The organism is Vicinamibacterales bacterium (assembly GCA_036012125.1).
GTDB lineage: Bacteria > Acidobacteriota > Vicinamibacteria > Vicinamibacterales > UBA823 > UBA11600.
Window position 1 is genome coordinate 1 of sequence record DASCOS010000022.1, and the last position, 18,613, is coordinate 18,613.

Here is an 18,613-nt window from a genome sequence, read left to right on the forward strand (position 1 = left end):
CGGCGTGCCCCGCTCCACCTACCACGCAGATGTTCTGCTTGTCGCGGCTCATGCAACACAGCCTACTGAGGCTTGCGTGGTGTCAGGCGAACCGTCAGGTTGGGTCGGGTCACACCCAACGAGAGTCGTTCGGGCGGAACCGGTGACTCCGGTCGGTGATAAGTGACGACGTACTGACTCGTGAGCTCGTTCTGAATACTCATCAGCGCACCAGTTATGGCCTGTCTCCCCGAGAGGTTGATGCGCCGGCCGCCCGTTTGCCGGGGGCCTTCAGTGAGAAGGGCGTCGCGCTCGCGCGAGTCCCAGTTCAAGGTCATCCGTCGTGAGGCAGTCGGGATGAAGACCGAGTACATCAGAGTATAACTCCCTCGCAGTTCTTGAATAATCCTTCTGAAGTCCCGATGCGACGAGAAATCGATCCCGTCGGTTGACACTACGACCAGAACCGGCCGCGCAGCTTCACGCTCGCTGAAGTCCTTGGCGGTGTCGTTTACCGCGTCCGGCAGAAAGGTGCCGGTTCCCTGCCGCGACCGCAGCTTCGTAGCACCTTCTTTTAGCTGTTCGAGGTCACTGGTCCAGTCGACGAGAATGAATCGAGCACCGCCGAAGGTCATTAGAGCCACCTGGTCGCCGACACCCATGCCGATGTTGAAACGGAGACCTTCGACGAAGGCGGAGACGCCCTCTTGCACCTCGCGCATGATCGAGCGTGCTGACTCGCTCGTATCAACCAGAACCGCGATCTCAAGTGGCTCGGTAGCCAAGGACGCTCCTAGAATTTGGCGCTGGACGTCATCCTCCTGGACGACGAAATGCTCAGCACCAAGGTCGTGCACCCCAAGGCCGGTTGTTGCGTCGACGACTGTGACGAATAGTTGTTGCTGAGTGGCCTGTGCCCAGGCGGCGCTAGGTAGAGCGAGTAGCATTACCCCGACTAGTAACATCAGCCAGTTAGTGCGGGTACTCATTGCGATGACCTCCTATCGTCCGACACCGTGGTTGCCTCGATTGAAATGGCCGCGGTTGCTGGTCTAATAGGGGTAGCCTAAGAGCCTCGGCATTCCGGGCTCCCAGTCCGGCACGCGAGCGAACGTATCGCGGTTTGGCATCTCGATCTGCGGCAGGCTCTGGGCGTCAAGCACCTTGTCCTCCGGGATGACATCGTTGATGTAGAGCAGATAGGCCGTCAGCGCGTAGACCTCATCGGCGGTGAGCGTTCCCTCTCTGTTGAGCGGCATGCCGCGATTGATGTAATCCCACACCACGGTCGCATACGGCGCGCGGATCGGCAGTATTCGCCCCCATGCCCAGGGATCGGCATCTGACCCGCCGTCACGCTTAACCAACCTGTCAGCTCGGTCCCCTTCCCCTTCCGGCCCGTGGCATCCGCCACACCGTTTCCGCTGATAGACCAGCGCGCCTTCCTCGGGGGTTCCACGCCCCGGCGGGAGTTCCTCTCCCGTTGGGCTGATGGAGATATCCCAAGCACGGATTTCTTCGGCGGTCGGGGTTCTTCCCACGCCATACGTGGGCGACTGCGCCAGGGCGGAGCTCGCCATGAGCATCAGAAGCGGAACCGGGAGAAGCCTAAGAAATCGCATTGTGCACGCTCCCATCGCTTGCGACCCGCCACGGCTGAATGGAATTGTCCTGGCCGGGTACGCGATTCACGTTAAAGAACTTGGTGACTTGGGCTCGCGACGGTTGCACCTGCCCCAGTTCGTCCGTGCAGCGTGAAAGGAGCTCGGTCTCGTTTCCGTCCCAATTCCAGTGGTATCTGAAGCGAGTATGCGCCATCCGATACGGCGTCCCTTCAATTTCAGCGTCCGTCCAGTGCCGGCCGCCATCGGTGGAGACCTCCACCTTGCCGACGGCGCCCCCACCGGACCAGGCCAAGCCACTGACCTCGTAGAATCCGCGGCCGGGCAGCTGCTGTCCGCCGGAAGGAAAGGTGATGACCGATTTCGGCCCAATCTGGTAGCCGAGAGCAGCGGCATCGGGGTCTTGACGAAGATGCCCATAATCGTTGTAGGTCATGTAATACCGGTCCACCACCTTGACGCGCCTGAGATACTTCGAGTGAAAGATGCCTTCGAAACCGGGCACTAGGAGCCGCAGCGGAAACCCTTGTTGCGGACGCACTGCCTCACCGTTCATGCCGTAGGCCACCAGACAGTCGTCCATGGCCTTTGCCATCGGAATACTCGACGATCCCTTCACTTCCTCCGTCCCTTCACAGACGATCCAGGGCGCCCCGTCTTTCACGCCGGCCTCCTTAAGGAGGACAGACAGGAGGACTCCAGTCCATTCGGCACAGCTGGTCATCCCATGCGTTTCCTGCACCGTCTTAAACTGGGACCGTGAACGGTTTCCTGCACACTCGATGAAATGAGGGCGGGTGACGGAAGGGAGACGCTTCAAGTCCTCCATAGTGAAGGTTAGTGGACGGTCCACCATGCCGTGGATCATGAGACGATGTTCTTGGGGATCGATGTCTGGCATGAAGGAGCCTCGGGTGGTTCCCACAAAGTGGAGCGAGGATGGCGTGATCATCCCCACCGAATCCTGAAGCGGTGCCGCCACGTGAAACACGAGCCCAAACTCATCGGGCGAAGGCCGACTGCCCGGCGGGTGCGCTATGCGTACCGAAGTCACGAAACGGGAGCGCTCGCCATAGGCAATCATTTCTTCACTGCCCTTGATGAAGTCGAGCGCCTCAGATCTTGGCGTCTGGCCGCGCGCGGGCTCTACCGCTCCCAAGGTCAAACCACCGGCCAACGCGGCACCGCCTCTTAGGAATCCCCTTCGATCAGGTCGTTTTGAACCCATTGGGTCCCTCCTTCGTAGATGAGGTTACTGGGGAGATCGCTTTCCAGCCATCGGAAGTATACGCCAATCTTGGAGTCCAGTTGAACTCGTCTCCAGCCGGCGGAAGTCGAGCGCTACTTCGTCTTCTTGACGACTACTACTCAAGGTTGTCCTCCTCCCTGCGGCCGCTGAATGGGCCTGAGGTTCCAGATGTTGTGCGTGATGGAGCTAAGCTTGGGCGTATTATAACGGCGCGCACTCCTGATTATTGCTTAGTTGAACCCGCCACCGATGGTTGCTGCAAGAAGTACGACATGTGTCGCAGTCCGCAACATCGCAGGGACATCAGCCCATTCTCCGACCTCAGCCCGTTTACCTCCCCGCGACCCGCCGAGTCCAATCGCTAGGGAGCCGTTGCCGAGTGCGACGTTCATATTGGATGAGCCGCTGTTGCTAAGGGTGGGCTCAAGGCCGAGATGTCGCGAGATCGCTTCGGCTGTTGTCACCAGTGCCGATTCTCGCGCACCAGGGATCTGACCGCTCGGTGTGAGCTGGAACGGCTGCATTTCGAGCTGTATGCCGGTTTCTGACGAAACATCTGATAGCACGGTGTTAACACCAGCTTCGATGGTGTCGATCACGTTCATGTCGAGCGACCGGATGTCGAGCGAGAACCATCCGGTCGCCGGCTTATGGTTGAAGACGGCTCCACTCTGGAGCATCGCCACGTTGACAATCGTCCGCGAATCCTGATGCCCCGCGGGAAGGGGCATTTGCAGGATGCGGTCCACGGATCGGCCGATCGCCTGATTCACGTTTGGGAGGCCGCCACTCAAAGAATGTCCCGGGGGTCCGGTGGCGATGACTCGCCACCAGTGGATGCCGATGGCACCGTAACTAATTCTCCGGCCGTCGCCTAAAACGTCGACGAACCCGACGGCGCGGTCTTGGAATGCCTCGTAGACGACCTTCATGCCGATAAGACCGGTTTCCTCTTGGGCGACCGCAGCAAAGACCAGGTCATGCTCGGGCCGAAACCCTGACGCGACGAGTGCCTCGGCCGCCGCCAGAATTGACGCGGTCGAGGATGAAGTGTTTGTGCCTGGACCGAGAAGGCGGTCGCCATCTACGTGCGGGGAGGTCGTTGCGGCCCGCTGGTGGTCGGCGACAGTGGCCAAATCATCAAGGGTCGAAATGAAAACCAATGACTTGCCAGAGGAACCTGGGATGACGCCGATCGCGTTCGGTGTCTCGTCAACGAGCACTGAGGTTAGGCCGATATCGCGCATCCGCGCAGCGACCGCCTCTGCTCGCTCATGTTCCTGCCCCGACGGCGAGACGATAGCAGCAATGTGTGCGAGGAAGGCTGTGGTGGAATCGCGGTGTAACTCTACATGTTCTAATGCAGCCGAGATAGCCTGCGTTTTGAGCGCCGCGGCGACGTTTTCATCGGCGCCCGTCTGCGTAGCAACGCTTATCGAGGAAGCACCCGTGAGAAGAATCAAGGCTGTGGCATGAAAGACGACGGATGACTCACGCCCAGAAGGTCGGTTCTGATGTGACACACTGTTAAACATTGACTGCCACTTTACTTCAGTTTCTCGCGATTGTCGGCCAAGTCTCGTTTTCTCGACCAGTGACCCGAAGTTACACACGCCTCAATCACGTTGAACTCGCCACAAGCCAGCGGTAGACTCTGTTCTTCCACTATGCTGCGAAAATTACTCGTCACTATTGTTGTTAGCTTGAGTCTTGGAGCGACCGTGGACGCGCAAGACCGCATCTATGTTGACCAGTATATGCCTCTCCGCTCCGAGTTCATGATTGCCGACGCTGACGGTTCGAACCAGCGGCCCTTGACCGACAATCACTACGAGGAAGGTACGCCTGCATGGCTACCCGAGGAATTTGTGAAGCTGGGGTAAGAGCAGATTGGGGACGTAAACCTTTTTGAAAGAGCGGCCGTGATCGCTGCTCTTTACTGCCTAAATTACTGTAGACATGAGGAGAACTGCTCTTGAGCTACTCAGGTGTCCTGAATGTGCGGGGTGCCTGACGCTGCGCGCTTATTACGAAACCAGCGAGGTTGAGGAAGGCTTGCTGACATGCGACCTCTGCGACCGTAGGTTTCCGATTATCAACGCGATTCCACGTCTACTGCCAGACGTGCACATTCACGTGGTCGGCCGATACCATGCAGACTTTTTTCGCCGGTGGAAAATTGACCCGGACTTGATCATCAGCCGCTCGTCAAAGGCGCCGCGGACCGGCCGGTTGAAGGCTGAAAGGCGTACCGTTAGGAGCTACAGTTACCAGTGGAGAAAATTCAAGGAGATGTATCCACACTGGGAGCGGGTCTTTCTCGATTCGATTAGACCCATCACCCCTAGCTTCTTTCCGGGCAGACGTGGTCTCGATGCGGGGTGCGGCTTTGGCCGGTCTCTTCAGTACTCTGCGTCGTACGGCGCCGAGATGATCGGTCTCGACCTGAGTGAGGCCATCGAAGCGGCTCGCGATAACACGCGCCATCTGTCTAACGTGCATCTCGTGCAGGGTGACATTCTTCATCCACCCCTAGCGTCGGCGGCGCTTGACTTCGTTTACAGTGTCGGCGTTCTGCATCACTTGTCGGACCCAAAGACAGGTTTTCTGACCCTGACGCGACTGCTTAAGCCTGACGCGCCGATATTTATCTGGGTCTATCTCCGGCGTCGCGGGCGTCAGATCGCCGCTTTCTCGTTCATGCGTGTACTGTCGACGCGCATGCCGTTGCGCCTGCTCGATGTGGTGTGTCTCGCGCTCGCCACCGGGCAATGGCTCGCATGGATCATGCCGTATCGGATTCTAAGCCGTTTTCGAGCGACGCGACGATTCGCGCGGTACATTCCATTCACACTGTACGCACGGTACCCCTTTCGCGCCCTTCACACCGACTGGTTTGATGGGCTATCGGTGCCACTGGTGAACTACTACCGGCGTGAGCAGGTGGAAGCGTGGTATCGCGAGGCGAGGCTCGAACGCGTGCGAATCGACGAGAACTGGGGCGGACGCGCTCTTGGCTATAAGCCTAGTGCCATACAACGCTGATTGCCGTTTGTCTTTCTTTTCTGATGCAAATTGACACACATCTCAATCACGTTGAACGCACCACCGTCCAGCGGTAGACTTAAGTCCTCCAACGAATATCGCTGTCGGCGTGTGAAAAATATTATGAACCGTCGTCATGCTTGTCTCCTCGGCCTTACCGTTCTCGCTGTTGCTGTGGTGTGGACTCCGAGTGATGCGCGGCAAGAAGTAGCCAATCCGCAACGAGTTTCCGATGTAATCGTACTAGCTCGGAATGGTGACCCCGATGCGCAAGTGACCCTCGGTGGTTGGTATTTCAACGGTGGACGTGGTGTTCGGCTGGATGCCCGTGAAGGGCTAATGTGGTGGCGGCTTGCGGCGGAACAAGGGCATCTGCCGGCCCAGAACGGACTCGGGGGGCGGTATTACGACGGGCGAGGCGTCGTGCGGGATGAGGCGGAAGCGGTGCGGTGGTATCGAATGGCGGCCGAACAAGGTGACCCGGAGTCGGTGGCATGGCTTCACCAGGTCGCGGAGCAAGGCTCGTCCGTAGCACAAGTAAACCTTACAGCCATGTATGCCACGGGGTTCGCGGAAGTTGTGAGGCAGATCGCATCCCAACATGCAGTAGACCCAGTGCGGTGGTATCAGATGGCGGCGACGCAAGGCGATGCTGAAGCGTTAAGTTGGGTGCGCCAAGCGGCTCGAAAAGGGCTTCCTGACGCCCAGGTCGCTCTCGGCGGTATGTATGCCACCGGGCGGGGGGTTTTGAAGAATGACGGGCAAGCGGTACGGTGGTTTCTTCGGGCTTCGGAGCAGGGAAATGCCATCGCACAGGACAGCCTACGGTTGACGGCCGATCAAGGCGCTACAGTGGCGGTTGGGTGGTTACGCCAAGCGGCTGAGGGAGGACAACTCGACGCCCAGGTCAATCTTGCAGATATGTATGCTACCGGCCGGGGTGTGGTGCAGGATGACGGGGAAGCGGTGCGGTGGTTTCGCCTGGCCGCCGAAAAGGGTCATGGCCCATCAATGACCGCCCTTGCGGGCCGGTATTTAAATGGGCGAGGTGTCCCGCTGGATGTGATCGAAGGGATGCGGTGGTATCGAATGGCGGCCGAGCGAGGTAATGTCGAGGTGCTGGAGTTCCTCCGGACGACGGCTGCAGGGCCAGTCCATGGGAACATCGACGCGCAGGTTGCTCTCGGAGAGCTTTATTTTTCTGGGCGTGGAGTCTTACGGGACCCGACAGAAGCGGTGCGGTGGTATCGGATGGCGGCGCAGGAAGGCTATGTTCCAGCGCAGGTCGGCCTCGCAGACCGGTATTTTTTCGGGCGTGGGATAGCGAAGGATTTGGAAGAAGCGGCAAGGTGGTATCGGATGGCGGCGCAGGAAGGCGATGTCGAGGCACTGAGGTGGTTGCGCAGGACGGCTGATGGGGATGGGCCTGGTCAACTGGAGGCGGCGGTCAACCTTGGGGGTATGTACTCCACCGGGCTCGGCGGCGTCGTGCAGGATGAGGCGGAAGCGATACGGTGGTATCACCGGGCCGCCGAGCAGGGCTACCTTCCAGCGCAACTTAGAATGGGAGAAATGTACGCCGCCGGTCGTGGAACCCGTCAGGATGTAGTGGAGGCTCTGGTGTGGTATCGGCGCGCCGCCGAGCAGGGAGATGCCAACGCGCAGTACAACCTGGGTGTGGCGTACGAAACCGGCCGCGGCGTAACCCAGGACGCGGCGGAAGCGGTGCGATGGTTTCGACCAGCCGCGGAACAGGGAAGCGCTTCGGCACAGTTCGCTCTTGGGGACATGTATACCCGTGGGGTTGGAATCGTACAGGATAACGTTACCGCCTACATGTGGCTCAGCCTTGCGGCGTCCCAGGAGGCGCCCTTAGCAAAACAACGCAGGACCGCGACCGGTGTTTTCGACCGCGTCACCGAGTGGGTTATCCGCCGAGTGTCACGACGACCAACTTACGAACTAACGTCAGCGAACACGGTTCGTGACGAAGTTGCGGACCGGATGACGCCCACTCAAATTACCGAAGCCCAACAGCTCGTGCGTGAGTGGGAAGTCGCGCACTCGCGTTGAACCCTCCGCCAGCCAGCGGTAGGATGTTCGTCTATGTGCGGCAACTCTGGACGGAAGAAGGGGCTCTCGGCTGTCCAGCGAGAACAGCGAAAACTTGAGGCGACTCAGATCGACGTCGAGCCGATCGTTCGAATGGTTCGAGTAGGTGGGGGTGGCGCAATCGATCCAATTACAGTTTATCGCGTTTCGGGCTACCGAAAGTGGCAGGCTAACGCACGAACCGCTGAGCGTACCGGCCACTCCGGCATCGTGTGACGCCATGGCTGAAGTCGGTGCCCCGGAAGCTCACTACGAATTCGACCGCGAGCCTGTGAGCGACGACCGGCTTCTCGGTCCAGGACACTTCGCAGCATCGTTCGCGGGTGAGCACGTCGCGGCCACCGAGTTCGTGATAGGTGCGAGCTTCGTTACTTGGGGCGCAGCCATCGGCGATGTCTTCGTTGGCCTCGCAGTCGGCAACCTCCTAGCCGTGCTGAACTGGACGCTCCTGTGTGCACCGGTGGCGGTCGATACGCGCCTCACGCTCTATTGGTATCTCCGCCGGATCGGTGGCCCGGCGGTGACCGCCGTTGCCAACATTTTGAACGCGCTACTCTACTGCGTGCTAGCCGGCGCGATGATCACCGTTGCCGCGTCGGCGGTCAGGATTCCGTTCGGCATTCCAGCGCAGACCGGTCTCTATCCAACTGACGCGCGTTTTGTCCTAGTAGTCACTGCGATCGGTGGCTTGGTGACTTGGCTTGCGATCGCCGGCTTCAAAAGGCTCGCCGACTTTGCGATGGTTTGCGCGCCTTGGATGTTCCTTATGTTCCTCGTTGGAGCCTTGGCAGTCCTGCCGCGTTTAGGAGAAGCCGCCGGTGTCGGGGCAGTCGGGTCGCTCGGCGAGTTTTGGCGTATGGGGGAGTCGGCGATCTGGACTGGCCGCACGCCCGACGGCGGCCCGGGTCTCTCGTTTTGGCATGTTGCGGCGTTTGCTTGGGTGTGCAATCTGGCGATGAACGCCGGGCTTTCTGACATGGCGCAGTTCCGATATGCGCCGAATGTCCGCTACGGACTTTTCTCGATTTTTGGCACGTTCCTCGGTCACTATGTGGCGTGGATCGCCGCCGGCGTCATGGGCGCAGGCGCGGCGGTGCTCATGGGTAACTCGCTGACCGAGATCGACTCGGGCGGCGTCGCCCACGCCACGCTCGGCTGGGCCGGGGTCCTCGCGGTTGTGATTGCCGGATGGACGACCTCCAACCCGACGATCTACCGTGCTGGACTGGCGCTGCAGGCGGTCACACGCAACGGATCGCGTACGCGGATCACGCTCGCGGTCGGCGTCGTGACCACGGCCATCGCCTGTTTCCCGTTTGTCTTCAGCCGGCTGCTTGATTTCGTCGGCATCTACGGTCTTGTTCTTTGTCCGGCTGGTGCGATCGTTTTAACCGAACACTGGCTCTTCCCGATGCTCGGCTGGCGACGTTACTGGCTTGAAGCAGAAGGGCGAGGTGCGCTCAACGTACCGGCGCTGGTGGCCTGGCTGAGTTCGATGATCGTGGCGTTCGGTCTCCACTTGGCGGGTGTCCACCTGTTCTTCCTGTTCGTGCCGACGTATGTCGCGGCTGGTGCGGTCTATGCCGTGCTGGCGTCGCGGACGGGTGCTCGAAAGAACATCACGGCGGTGACGCCAACGGTTCGGCCGACGCCGAGTTATGCTGTAGTGTCCTCCCGGCGGCCGAACCACGGCCGAGACCGGCTCTGGGGAGCGATCGCGGTGGCAGCACTCGGTGCTTGTTTCTGGCTTGGCCTGCGTATTGCGCTCGGCGGACTCGACGGGTATGTCGAGAACCACGCCGCACTCAAGAGTTGGCTCGGCTGGCCGACGCTCGTGTACTTCGTTGCTGGCACGCTGTTCGTGCGCGGCCGAAAACAGTGATGATCGCCGAGGTGGCGTGGCACTGCAAAAGATGAATTACTCTCGACCATTTAGCCAGCGGTAAACTCTAGTCCTCCAGCAGCATCGTTGGCAGTGATTGAGTGGGAATAAGGTTAATAAAATCATGACCTCAAAGCTTGAAAACCTCTGGTCCGACGACAGAGCGAAGGCCATGTCCGACTCCGAGCTGTTGCAATACCGCTCCAATCTGTTGGGCTCCGACCTGCGTATCACCAACTACGGTGGCGGTAATACCTCGGCCAAATTGCTCGTGAACGATGGTCTCAGCGGCGAACCCACACGCGTGCTGTGGGTGAAAGGTTCTGGTGGTGACTTGAGTTCCATCGACTTGTCGGGTTTTGCCACCCTGTACATGGACAAACTGCAACAGCTAAAGTCACTGTACCGGGGGCTGGAGCACGAAGATGAAATGGTCGGCTACCTGCCCCATTGCACCTTTAACTTAAACAATCGCGCCGCCAGTATCGATACGCCGCTACACGCCTATATTCCCTACGACCATGTCGATCATTTACACCCGGATGCGGTGATTGCTATTGCCTGTACCAAAGACAGTCGCGCCCTGACCGAAGAGATCTTCGGCGGTGAGTTGGGCTGGTTGCCGTGGCAGCGCCCCGGCTACGACCTCGGCCTGAAATTGGAAACTCTGTGTAGGGAGCGTCCAGATATCGAAGGCATTGTGCTCGAAGGGCACGGTCTGTTCACCTGGGGAGACAAGTCCAAATCGTGCTATCTAAACTCTCTGGATGTGATTCAAAAAGCCGCGGATTGGCTGGCGCAAAAGAACACCGGTGTGGCCTTTGGTGGGTCGGCTTACGACAATCCCTTGTCTGCTTCGGAGCGCGATGCCGTCGCGACAAGGCTGATGCCATTGATTCGCGGCAAGATATCAACGGTTCAGCGTAAAGTCGGTCATTGCAATCAGTCTGATGAAGTGCTGGCCTTTGTTAACGCCAATGACCTACGCCCCCTGGCGGCACTGGGCACCTCCTGCCCGGACCACTTCCTGCGTACTAAAATTCGTCCACTAGTGCTGGATTTCAACCCCACGGCCGATGACTTGGAAGCGGAGTTGGCCCGTTGTGTGGAAGGGCTGGATCAGCAATTGGAGGCCTACCGCACCGACTACGCTGACTACTACAACCGCTGCAAGCGTGACAATAGCCCGGCCATACGCGATACCAATGCCGTGGTCTACCTGGTGCCAGGTGTGGGCATGATCACTTTCGCCAAAGACAAAGCCACCGCCCGTATCGCCTGTGAGTTTTACGTCAATGCCATCAATGTGATGCGCGAAGCCAACGGCGTTAGCGAGTATGTTGGCCTGGATGAACAGGAAGCCTTTGATATTGAGTACTGGCTGTTGGAAGAGGCCAAGCTGCGGCGCATGCCCAAACCCAAATCTCTGGACGGACAGGTGGCCTTTATCACCGGCGGTGCCGGTGGTATCGGCAAGGCCACTGCCCGCCGCCTGCTCAACGAAGGCGCCTGTGTGATCCTGGCAGACATTGATACCGAGGCGATGGTGAGTGCCAAACAGGAGTTGAGCGCCGACTACAGTCAGGATGTGGTGAATACCGTGTTGTGTGATGTGACCAGCGAAACCAGTGTAACCGCAGCAATGGCGTCCAGCGCCCTTGCCTTTGGTGGTATCGATATCCTTGTATCCAACGCCGGTATTGCTAGTTCCGCTGCACTGGATGAGACCAGTCTTGAGCTTTGGAATCGCAACATCAACATCCTTGCCACCGGGTACTTTCTTGTCAGCCGCGAGGCCTTCAAACTATTGAAGGTGCAAAACATCGGTGGTGCCTTTGTATTTATCGCAAGCAAAAACGCACTGGTGGCCTCACCCGATGCCTCCGCCTACTGCACCGCCAAAGCGGCTGAAATTCAACTGGCCCGTTCGGTGGCTCTGGAAGGTGCACCGCTGGGCATCCGCTGCAACGTGGTCAACCCCGATGCGGTCCTGCGCGGTTCCAAAATCTGGACCGGTAAATGGCGTGAAGAACGAGCCGCTACCTATAAACTGGGCCAACAGGAGTTGGAAGAACACTACCGCAACCGCAGTCTGCTAAAGCGCAGTGTTTTCCCGGAGGACATTGCCGAGGCCGTGTATTTCTTCGCCTCCGAGCAGTCTGCCAAATCTACTGGCAACATTATTAACGTTGATGCCGGCCACGCACCTTCATTCACACGCTAGGGGAGAGGCAGTATGAATAACCCGCGCATTCCTCAAGCACTGATCAGCTAAATGTGGTGCGGAAGGGGGGTGGCCCCCACGCTCTTGTGAGGCACAAGCTCCTGAGACTTGTGCCAAGCCTAGTCACACCCTGTCTCTATTAACAAAATTTGTCACAGCTAGTCAGAGGTGTGCGCGTGTGACGGAAGAATGGCCACAAATGGCCACACGCCTTACCGTCGCCCATCAGTACAAGTAGAGCGCTTCGGCTTTACTTGGTTGTCGGTTTATTGATTCGATTAATGACTTTCACTGTCGCGTACCAAACGATGGCAGTGACAATGACAGTCGAGACTAACCAAACTTCAAGCCAGGTCATGCGCTCATTCTACATTTCTTGATGGGTTCATTGCGGTAGAATCGAGCTCTCCAATAACATCGTCGGCGATTCTAGAGGAATCCTATGGCCGGTCGCCACACACGTCACATCGTTCTTACCATTTACGCCACCGTGGTGCTGAGTGTGGTTTCGTGTGTGCCACAAGATCCGCCGCCGCAGGAACTGACGCCAGAGGAAATCGAAAACTTAGGAATTGACGCCCCTCGCAGGACACAGGCTAACTGGACCCTGCGCTATGCCGAGGACTTTTCCACCCCGCTGAACGGAGCGGTCGCACCCTGGGTCCGGGACGACTACAGTAACCCGTTCGACACCATCATGGACGACCCCGGGCTGTGGTACCGGAACGACTACGGCCCGGACTGGAGCGCCGCCTTCAACTCCTTCGCCACTTATCGCAAGGAGTTCCCGGTCGGCCAGGACGGCTGGCTGACCGCCTCGCTCTCGGCTCGGGACTGGGACAAGGACGGTGTCATCGAAGCCCCACCGTCGATCAGCACCCAGGCGCAGGGCGACGGGCACGTGGCGGTGCTGGACATACCCGACCACACCGGTGGGGCGATCTTCCGACCGACCAATAAGCTACCGTCCCAGTACCGCATCGAGTACAAGCTGAAGACCCTCGACTTCGGTGGAAAGCGTTACGGCTCGCTCGAGTACGGCGGTCGGGTCAACGGCTACAGCACCGAGGGTTGCAAGACCCAGCACCCGTGGGGCGAGGGTTCGAACAGTCGGGGCTGGACCGGGGACGCGTCAGTGCCATACTGCGAGTGGCAGGACGTACGTGAAGGCACGTACGGTTACAACGGGTTCCACTTTTTGGCCATCGTAGACGTCGCCAATCCGGCGCCGCGGAACAACCACTTCTGGCACTACCGGAGGAAGGTGCTGATGGATGCCTTCTCTATGCACCCGGACCGGGTCGGCAGCGGCACCGGTGGCCGGGTCTGCGACTCCAACACCAACCAGTACTACAACTACCGGGATAGCAGCTTCAACACCCTCAACATGTGGATCAGTGGGATGCCGGGCTGGACCCCGGGTCCGGGTGGGTTGGCCGGCAACTCGCAATGGTTTATGACCAGTTGCTCCGGCGGGGTCGCCGAGCAGCAGCTTTCCTCGGCCGCCGAACTCCAGCCGGAATTGATGCCGAACGAGTTCTATACCTTCGCCATCGAGCGGGACACCACCGGTTACACCCTGGAGGCGAGCGGTAACTTCGCCAGGGTCGGACAGAAGACCCTTCGTTTCCACCGCCCGTTCATCGTTGACAACGCACCGATCTGGCACTACAACAGTGCCGCCAGCGAGTACGATGGGCGGTTCAACGGCAGCCTCGTACAGAACGACGCATACGGCAGCACGACCTGGCCGAACCAGTGGCCAACCGGTTCCGCCTACCCGGACTACTTCGTCATCGGTGACCTCTACACGAATGTCTACGAGGGTAGTGCCAGCCTGACGGACATCCGTCTCTATGTGCCGGCGGCGGTTCAAGGGTCAAGCTCAAGGTGACGGCCGCGCTCCCACGTTGAACCCTCCACCAGACAGCAGTAGGATGGGCGTCTACACCCGCATTGCCATGAACGACCGGAGACGATGATGACCCGACGACAACGAACCTACGCAGTAGTGGCCTGCCTGGTCTGTTTTGGGGCCGGCATGTTTGCGCAAACCGCAACTGACATTGTGAGCTACCAGAGCGGACCTAATGGTACACGTCTTGATGTTCTGTTTGACGGCCCCGCCATGGGCGCGGAAGTTGATGTAGGACGGATGACGTTCCCACCAGGAACTAACTCGGGTGACCACTCGCATGGGGTGACCGAGATTTTTTACATCTTGGAAGGAACGCTCGAGCACGTGGTCAATGGAGAGAGTAACATTCTGACCGAGGGCATGTTGGGCTATGTTAAGCCACCCGATGTTGTGAGCCACATCGTCGACACTGACGGACCGCCGACCAAGGCACTTGTCATCTGGGTGCCTGGAGGGGAGGCGGCCAGGATCGGCACGCGCTGGCAGCGTATCCCCTGACGATGCAACAAGTACTTAGCTCTTTGGAAGATCGGTTTGTCTCCACCCAGCGATAGAATCTAGCTCTGGCAATTTCGTGGTCTGCCTCTGAAGAACCTTATGACTGATCGCCACACTCGACGCATCGTCCTTGCTGTCCTCGTCGCGCTTTCGCCCGGTGTGCGGGTCCAGGCACAGGCCATCGACCCATTTACGATGCGGGCCGTGAAGACGGCCTCTCCGCCGACTGTCGATGGGGTGGTTGACGTTGACGAATGGCGAGACGCAGCACGTGTGACGGATTTCATCCAACTCGAGCCAAACCGCGGAGAACCGTCCAAGTTCAAGACGGAGGTCTCTGTGCTGTATGACGATGCGCATCTCTACGTCGCCTTTGTGGCGCATGACCCAGAGCCGGTGATGGGACAGATGACACAGCGCGACGCGGAGCTTTGGAACGACGACTCGGTGCAGGTCTACCTTGATACGTTCCACGATGGTCGCTCCGGCTATTTCTTCATGACTAACGTGCTGGGCACCCAACTTGATGGCCGGCTGGCCGAGGATGGGATGACCAACGACGACACCTGGGACGCGCCGTGGGTGTCAGCGACGCAACAGACCGACTTCGGATACACCGTCGAGGTCTCCATCTCGTTGGACACGCTGCAATACGCCGCCGGTGACGACACGACTTGGGGCATTAACTTTGCGCGTAGCCGCCGCCGCACGCTGGAACGCAGCTTCTGGTCAGGGCCGGTCGACCACTGGGGCCGGATGTCGCAGGCTGGCGATCTCATCGGTCTGAATCTACCGGCGCCGACTCGTCGTCATCAGGTGATTCCCTATGCGCTGTCGCAAGCGCAAGAGGGCAGTTCACCGGATGCGTCGATCGGGCTGGATGCCCGCTACGCTCTCACCCCGCAGACCTCGGCGTATGTGACTTTGAACCCAGACTTTGCGACGATCGAGGCGGACCAGGAAGAGATCAACCTGACTCGCTTCGAGTTGAACCTGGCCGAGAAGCGACAGTTCTTTATTGAGGGGCAGGAACTGTTTAGGCAGCGGATCAGGACTTTTTACTCTCGTCGGATTGGGGACATCTTGGGTGGCGCGAAAGTCCTCGGCACCCAAGGTGGGTGGAACTTCGCAGGAGTGTCTGCTCAAGGCGAGCTGCAAGGCTCGACGACCCGAGCGAACTACACGGTTGCGCGGGTACGGCGTGACGTGGCGACCCGTTCGAACCTTGGCTTCATGTTGGCGAATCGATCCCACGATGGTCGACAGCAGGGGTCGGTTGAAATTGACGCCAACCTATTCTTCACCGAGCATTTCGGGTTCACGGGCCAGTTCGTCAAGAGCTACGGCGAGTACAAGAACGGCACCGTTGCGTTCTTCGCCCGGCCTTCCTATGACTCACCCACCGCGCACGCACATGTACGAATCACACACTTGGGCGATCGGGTCGCCGACAATATCAATGCGGTCGGCTTCATCCGCGATGATGACCGTCGTGAGATCGACGGTGCCGTCAGAAAAACGTTCTGGCTTCGGAGTGGCGCTATCGAGCGTCTGCAGTACGGTTCGAACTACAACATTTACTGGGGACAGGAGGGCCTCCTGCGGAGCTGGAAGGTCGACGAGTCGCTCGAGTTTGACTGGCGGAATCGCTGGAGCACCTCCGTCAGCCACACTGAAGAGTTCAAGCGCTTCGAGAAAGACTTCCGGAACAGACAGACGAAGGTGGAGCTCGGTTACAACACGCGGTCCTATGAGTCGGTACGGGGCGGTTATTCGTTCGGGCGGAACTTTGACGCCGATTTCCAGCTCCTGAGCGCGGCTGCGAATTACACGGTGACCAAGGAGTTCTCGGTCGAATACGACCTTCAGCGGTTGGAGCTTGACCCGGACCCAGAGAACGAGAGCACCTGGATCCACGTCCTTCGCGCCAACCAGTTCTTCACACCTGATCTGTTTCTGCGTGTCTTCTTCCAGACGAACTCGGCGATTGACCGGCGGAACATGCAGGCGGTTTTCGTCTATCGGTATCTGCCACCGTTCGGGACCATACAGGTTGCCTACCAGCGCGGGACCGCGGAGTTCGGTAAACGCTCGAATCAGGGGAATACGCTGTTTATAAAGATCACGACTGTCTTGTAGTGAAAAGTTCTTAATAGATAACCTTTTATAGAATTGCTAGGAAACTTGGTGCGGAAGGGGGGATTTGAACCCCCACGCCCTTGTGAGGCACAAACTCCTGAGACTTGTGCAAACACTAGTCACAGGTACGCACAAGTAACGGAAAAAGGACACACGCCTCAAGCGCATTGAACCTTCCACCAGCCAGCGGAAGTCGGGCGCTACTTGGTCTCCTTGACGACGACACCGCCTTTCATGACGAAGGCGACGTTTTTTAGTAGACCGATGTCATCAAGCGGGTTGCCATCGACAGCGATCAGATCTGCTAGGAACCCTGGCTTTACGGCGCCAATCTCGTTCTCGAGGCGGAGCAACTCGGCCGCGACGGACGTGGCAGACTGGATCGCCTGCATCGGTGACATCCCTAGCCCCACCATGAGTTCGAATTCACCGGCATTACTTCCGTGCGGGACCCGACCCGCATCGGTTCCGAAGACGATGTTAACGCCGAGGCGGAGAGCAGTTCGGAATGCCTCGGCATGTCGACTCCTGAGGCGGTCTACGAAGTCATCAGGATATCCAGCAAGACCGGTCGACCGAGTGAAATTGCTCAAGGTCGCCGCCCAATAGGTGCCGCGCTCGGCCATCAATTCGAGTACATCTTCTTCGAGGAGCAATCCATGCTCCAGGCTGCGCACTCCACCCAGGACGGCCGCGCGAGCTCCGTCTCCTCCGTATGCGTGCGCCGCGACGTCACGGCGCCACCGGCGCGCCTCTTCTACGACGGCTCGCACTTGCTCTTCGTCCACCTGGGCGAGAGACTGAAGTGTGTGGCGGTCGACATGTCGCATCGTCCCGGTGGCGTAGAGCTTGATCCAGTCAGCACCGTACTTCACTTGTCGTCGAACCTCTCGGATCATTTCGTCGACGGTGTCCGTCATGACCGCGAGCTGAGGAACACGCTGGTCGATCGCCGGTGCTAGACCGACATGGTTCATATGCCCGCCGGTAATCGACAGTGCCATCGTCGACACCAGCAGACGCGGTCCGGGGATCAGGCCGTCTGCAATCGCGTCTCGCACTGCTACGTCGGCGAAGTCTGCGCCTTCCGAATCGGTGTCCCGAAGTGTTGTAAAACCCGCTTCCAAACTGAGGCGCGCCGCGGCCGCCGCCTCGAGCGTACGGAATGCTACCGATTTTTCTAGGACAGGATTCTTGCCATCCTGTGGAGCGAAGAGTACGTGAGTATGCGCATCAATGAGCCCAGGCAGGACGGTCGCATCCGACAGATTGATCTCCTGGGCACCTGCTGGGATCACAACGTCCGGGCCGACTTCGGTGATCCGACCGCCTTCGACCAGGATGATCGATGGGCCCAGCGGTGCGGCCGAGAGTCCGTCGATGACACGCCCGGCGTGAATCGCCACGGCAGCACCACTATCTTCCTGCGCTACCGATCCAAGCGCCTCGGCCGTTGAGGCGATCAAAGCTACTGACACGAGACAGAGGATGTTCTTGAAACGATGACTACTACTCACGGTTGTCCTCTCCTTTTGCATACCTGCTAAAATTCCTAAAGAAATGTGGTGCGGAAGGGGGGATTTGAACCCCCACGCCCTTGCGAGCACAAGCTTCTGAGACTTGTGCAAACATTGGTCACAGCTTGTCATAGCCTGTCTTTACTGACAAAAACTTTCACAGCTAGTCACAGGTACGCACAACTGTCTAACAAATTGGAACAAATTGGAACACGCCGTAATCGAGTTGAATACACCACCAGCCAGCGGTAGGATTTAGTCTTCCGCTCGTATCGTCGGCAGCGTCCAAGGAATCCTATGTCCGACCGCCACGCTCGACTGATCGCCCTCGCTGTAATCGCCCTCGCGACGTTGAATACAGCCGCGTGCGCGACGGTGGAATTAACGCCCGAAGAAATACGCAGCGTAAGAATCTCCGGTCTACGCGC

The 18,613-nt window shown here is 58.8% G+C and carries 14 protein-coding genes; 9 read left to right on the forward strand and 5 right to left on the reverse strand.

Annotation, left to right across the window (positions count from 1 at the left end; all coding sequences use genetic code 11):
* Nucleotides 1-62 precede the first annotated feature (62 nt).
* From QGH09_08290 to QGH09_08305, 4 genes are all read right to left on the reverse strand, one after another.
* Entirely contained in the window at nt 63-968 is a 906-nt protein-coding gene (locus tag QGH09_08290; GenBank protein ID HJO18181.1) for a VWA domain-containing protein, read from the reverse strand.
* 63 nt (nt 969-1,031) lie between these two features.
* Nucleotides 1,032-1,616 (reverse strand): cytochrome c, encoded by a 585-nt coding sequence (locus QGH09_08295; protein ID HJO18182.1) that lies wholly within the window; start codon nt 1,614-1,616, stop codon nt 1,032-1,034.
* The gene (locus QGH09_08300; GenBank protein ID HJO18183.1) at nt 1,588-2,829 is read right to left on the reverse strand and encodes a molybdopterin-dependent oxidoreductase; all 1,242 of its coding nucleotides are present in this window, start codon (nt 2,827-2,829) and stop codon (nt 1,588-1,590) included. Before QGH09_08300 ends, QGH09_08295 begins: the two co-directional genes overlap by 29 nt.
* 251 nt (nt 2,830-3,080) lie before the next feature.
* The gene (locus QGH09_08305) at nt 3,081-4,385 is read right to left on the reverse strand and encodes a M20/M25/M40 family metallo-hydrolase (protein HJO18184.1); all 1,305 of its coding nucleotides are present in this window, start codon (nt 4,383-4,385) and stop codon (nt 3,081-3,083) included.
* A 132-nt stretch (nt 4,386-4,517) separates the two neighbouring features.
* On the opposite strand from QGH09_08305, the gene QGH09_08310 reads away from it, so the two are divergent.
* The 9 genes from QGH09_08310 to QGH09_08350 all read left to right on the forward strand — a co-directional run bounded on the left by QGH09_08310 (nt 4,518) and on the right by QGH09_08350 (nt 16,668).
* The gene (locus QGH09_08310; protein ID HJO18185.1) at nt 4,518-4,733 is read left to right on the forward strand and encodes a hypothetical protein; all 216 of its coding nucleotides are present in this window, start codon (nt 4,518-4,520) and stop codon (nt 4,731-4,733) included.
* A gap of 76 nt (nt 4,734-4,809) precedes the next feature.
* Nucleotides 4,810-5,895 carry a methyltransferase domain-containing protein gene (locus QGH09_08315; protein ID HJO18186.1) on the forward strand — a complete coding sequence of 362 codons (1,086 nt, stop codon included), beginning with the start codon at nt 4,810-4,812 and terminating at the stop codon, nt 5,893-5,895.
* A gap of 123 nt (nt 5,896-6,018) precedes the next feature.
* Nucleotides 6,019-7,968, forward strand: coding sequence for a hypothetical protein (locus tag QGH09_08320; protein ID HJO18187.1), 1,950 nt, complete (start codon nt 6,019-6,021; stop codon nt 7,966-7,968).
* A gap of 33 nt (nt 7,969-8,001) precedes the next feature.
* Nucleotides 8,002-8,223 carry a hypothetical protein gene (locus tag QGH09_08325; protein HJO18188.1) on the forward strand — a complete coding sequence of 74 codons (222 nt, stop codon included), beginning with the start codon at nt 8,002-8,004 and terminating at the stop codon, nt 8,221-8,223.
* A gap of 4 nt (nt 8,224-8,227) precedes the next feature.
* Entirely contained in the window at nt 8,228-9,889 is a 1,662-nt protein-coding gene (locus tag QGH09_08330) for a hypothetical protein (GenBank protein ID HJO18189.1), read from the forward strand.
* A 124-nt stretch (nt 9,890-10,013) separates the two neighbouring features.
* Nucleotides 10,014-12,113, forward strand: a complete 2,100-nt coding sequence (locus QGH09_08335) for a bifunctional rhamnulose-1-phosphate aldolase/short-chain dehydrogenase (protein ID HJO18190.1) — start codon at nt 10,014-10,016, stop codon at nt 12,111-12,113.
* Nucleotides 12,114-12,555: 442 nt separating this feature from the next.
* The gene (locus QGH09_08340; protein HJO18191.1) at nt 12,556-14,007 is read left to right on the forward strand and encodes a hypothetical protein; all 1,452 of its coding nucleotides are present in this window, start codon (nt 12,556-12,558) and stop codon (nt 14,005-14,007) included.
* An 87-nt stretch (nt 14,008-14,094) separates the two neighbouring features.
* Complete coding sequence (locus QGH09_08345) at nt 14,095-14,529, forward strand: cupin domain-containing protein (protein HJO18192.1); 435 nt, start codon at nt 14,095-14,097, stop codon at nt 14,527-14,529.
* Nucleotides 14,530-14,628: 99 nt separating this feature from the next.
* On the forward strand, nt 14,629-16,668 hold the full coding sequence (locus tag QGH09_08350) for a DUF5916 domain-containing protein (GenBank protein HJO18193.1): 2,040 nt from the start codon (nt 14,629-14,631) through the stop codon (nt 16,666-16,668).
* A 200-nt stretch (nt 16,669-16,868) separates the two neighbouring features.
* On the opposite strand, the gene QGH09_08355 is transcribed toward QGH09_08350, so the two are convergent.
* Entirely contained in the window at nt 16,869-18,185 is a 1,317-nt protein-coding gene (locus tag QGH09_08355; GenBank protein ID HJO18194.1) for an amidohydrolase family protein, read from the reverse strand.
* Between the last annotated feature and the right edge of the window lie 428 nt (nt 18,186-18,613).

Coding starts and splice junctions, on each gene's coding strand:
- QGH09_08325 (HJO18188.1), top strand. CDS start 8,002: ATGTGCGGCAACTCTGGACGGAAGAAGGGGCTCTCGGCTGTCCAGCGA.
- QGH09_08290 (HJO18181.1), bottom strand. CDS start 968: ATGAGTACCCGCACTAACTGGCTGATGTTACTAGTCGGGGTAATGCTA.
- QGH09_08295 (HJO18182.1), bottom strand. CDS start 1,616: ATGGGAGCGTGCACAATGCGATTTCTTAGGCTTCTCCCGGTTCCGCTT.
- QGH09_08310 (HJO18185.1), top strand. CDS start 4,518: ATGCTGCGAAAATTACTCGTCACTATTGTTGTTAGCTTGAGTCTTGGA.
- QGH09_08350 (HJO18193.1), top strand. CDS start 14,629: ATGACTGATCGCCACACTCGACGCATCGTCCTTGCTGTCCTCGTCGCG.
- QGH09_08320 (HJO18187.1), top strand. CDS start 6,019: ATGAACCGTCGTCATGCTTGTCTCCTCGGCCTTACCGTTCTCGCTGTT.
- QGH09_08330 (HJO18189.1), top strand. CDS start 8,228: ATGGCTGAAGTCGGTGCCCCGGAAGCTCACTACGAATTCGACCGCGAG.
- QGH09_08315 (HJO18186.1), top strand. CDS start 4,810: ATGAGGAGAACTGCTCTTGAGCTACTCAGGTGTCCTGAATGTGCGGGG.
- QGH09_08300 (HJO18183.1), bottom strand. CDS start 2,829: ATGGGTTCAAAACGACCTGATCGAAGGGGATTCCTAAGAGGCGGTGCC.
- QGH09_08345 (HJO18192.1), top strand. CDS start 14,095: ATGACCCGACGACAACGAACCTACGCAGTAGTGGCCTGCCTGGTCTGT.
- QGH09_08335 (HJO18190.1), top strand. CDS start 10,014: ATGACCTCAAAGCTTGAAAACCTCTGGTCCGACGACAGAGCGAAGGCC.
- QGH09_08305 (HJO18184.1), bottom strand. CDS start 4,385: ATGTTTAACAGTGTGTCACATCAGAACCGACCTTCTGGGCGTGAGTCA.
- QGH09_08340 (HJO18191.1), top strand. CDS start 12,556: ATGGCCGGTCGCCACACACGTCACATCGTTCTTACCATTTACGCCACC.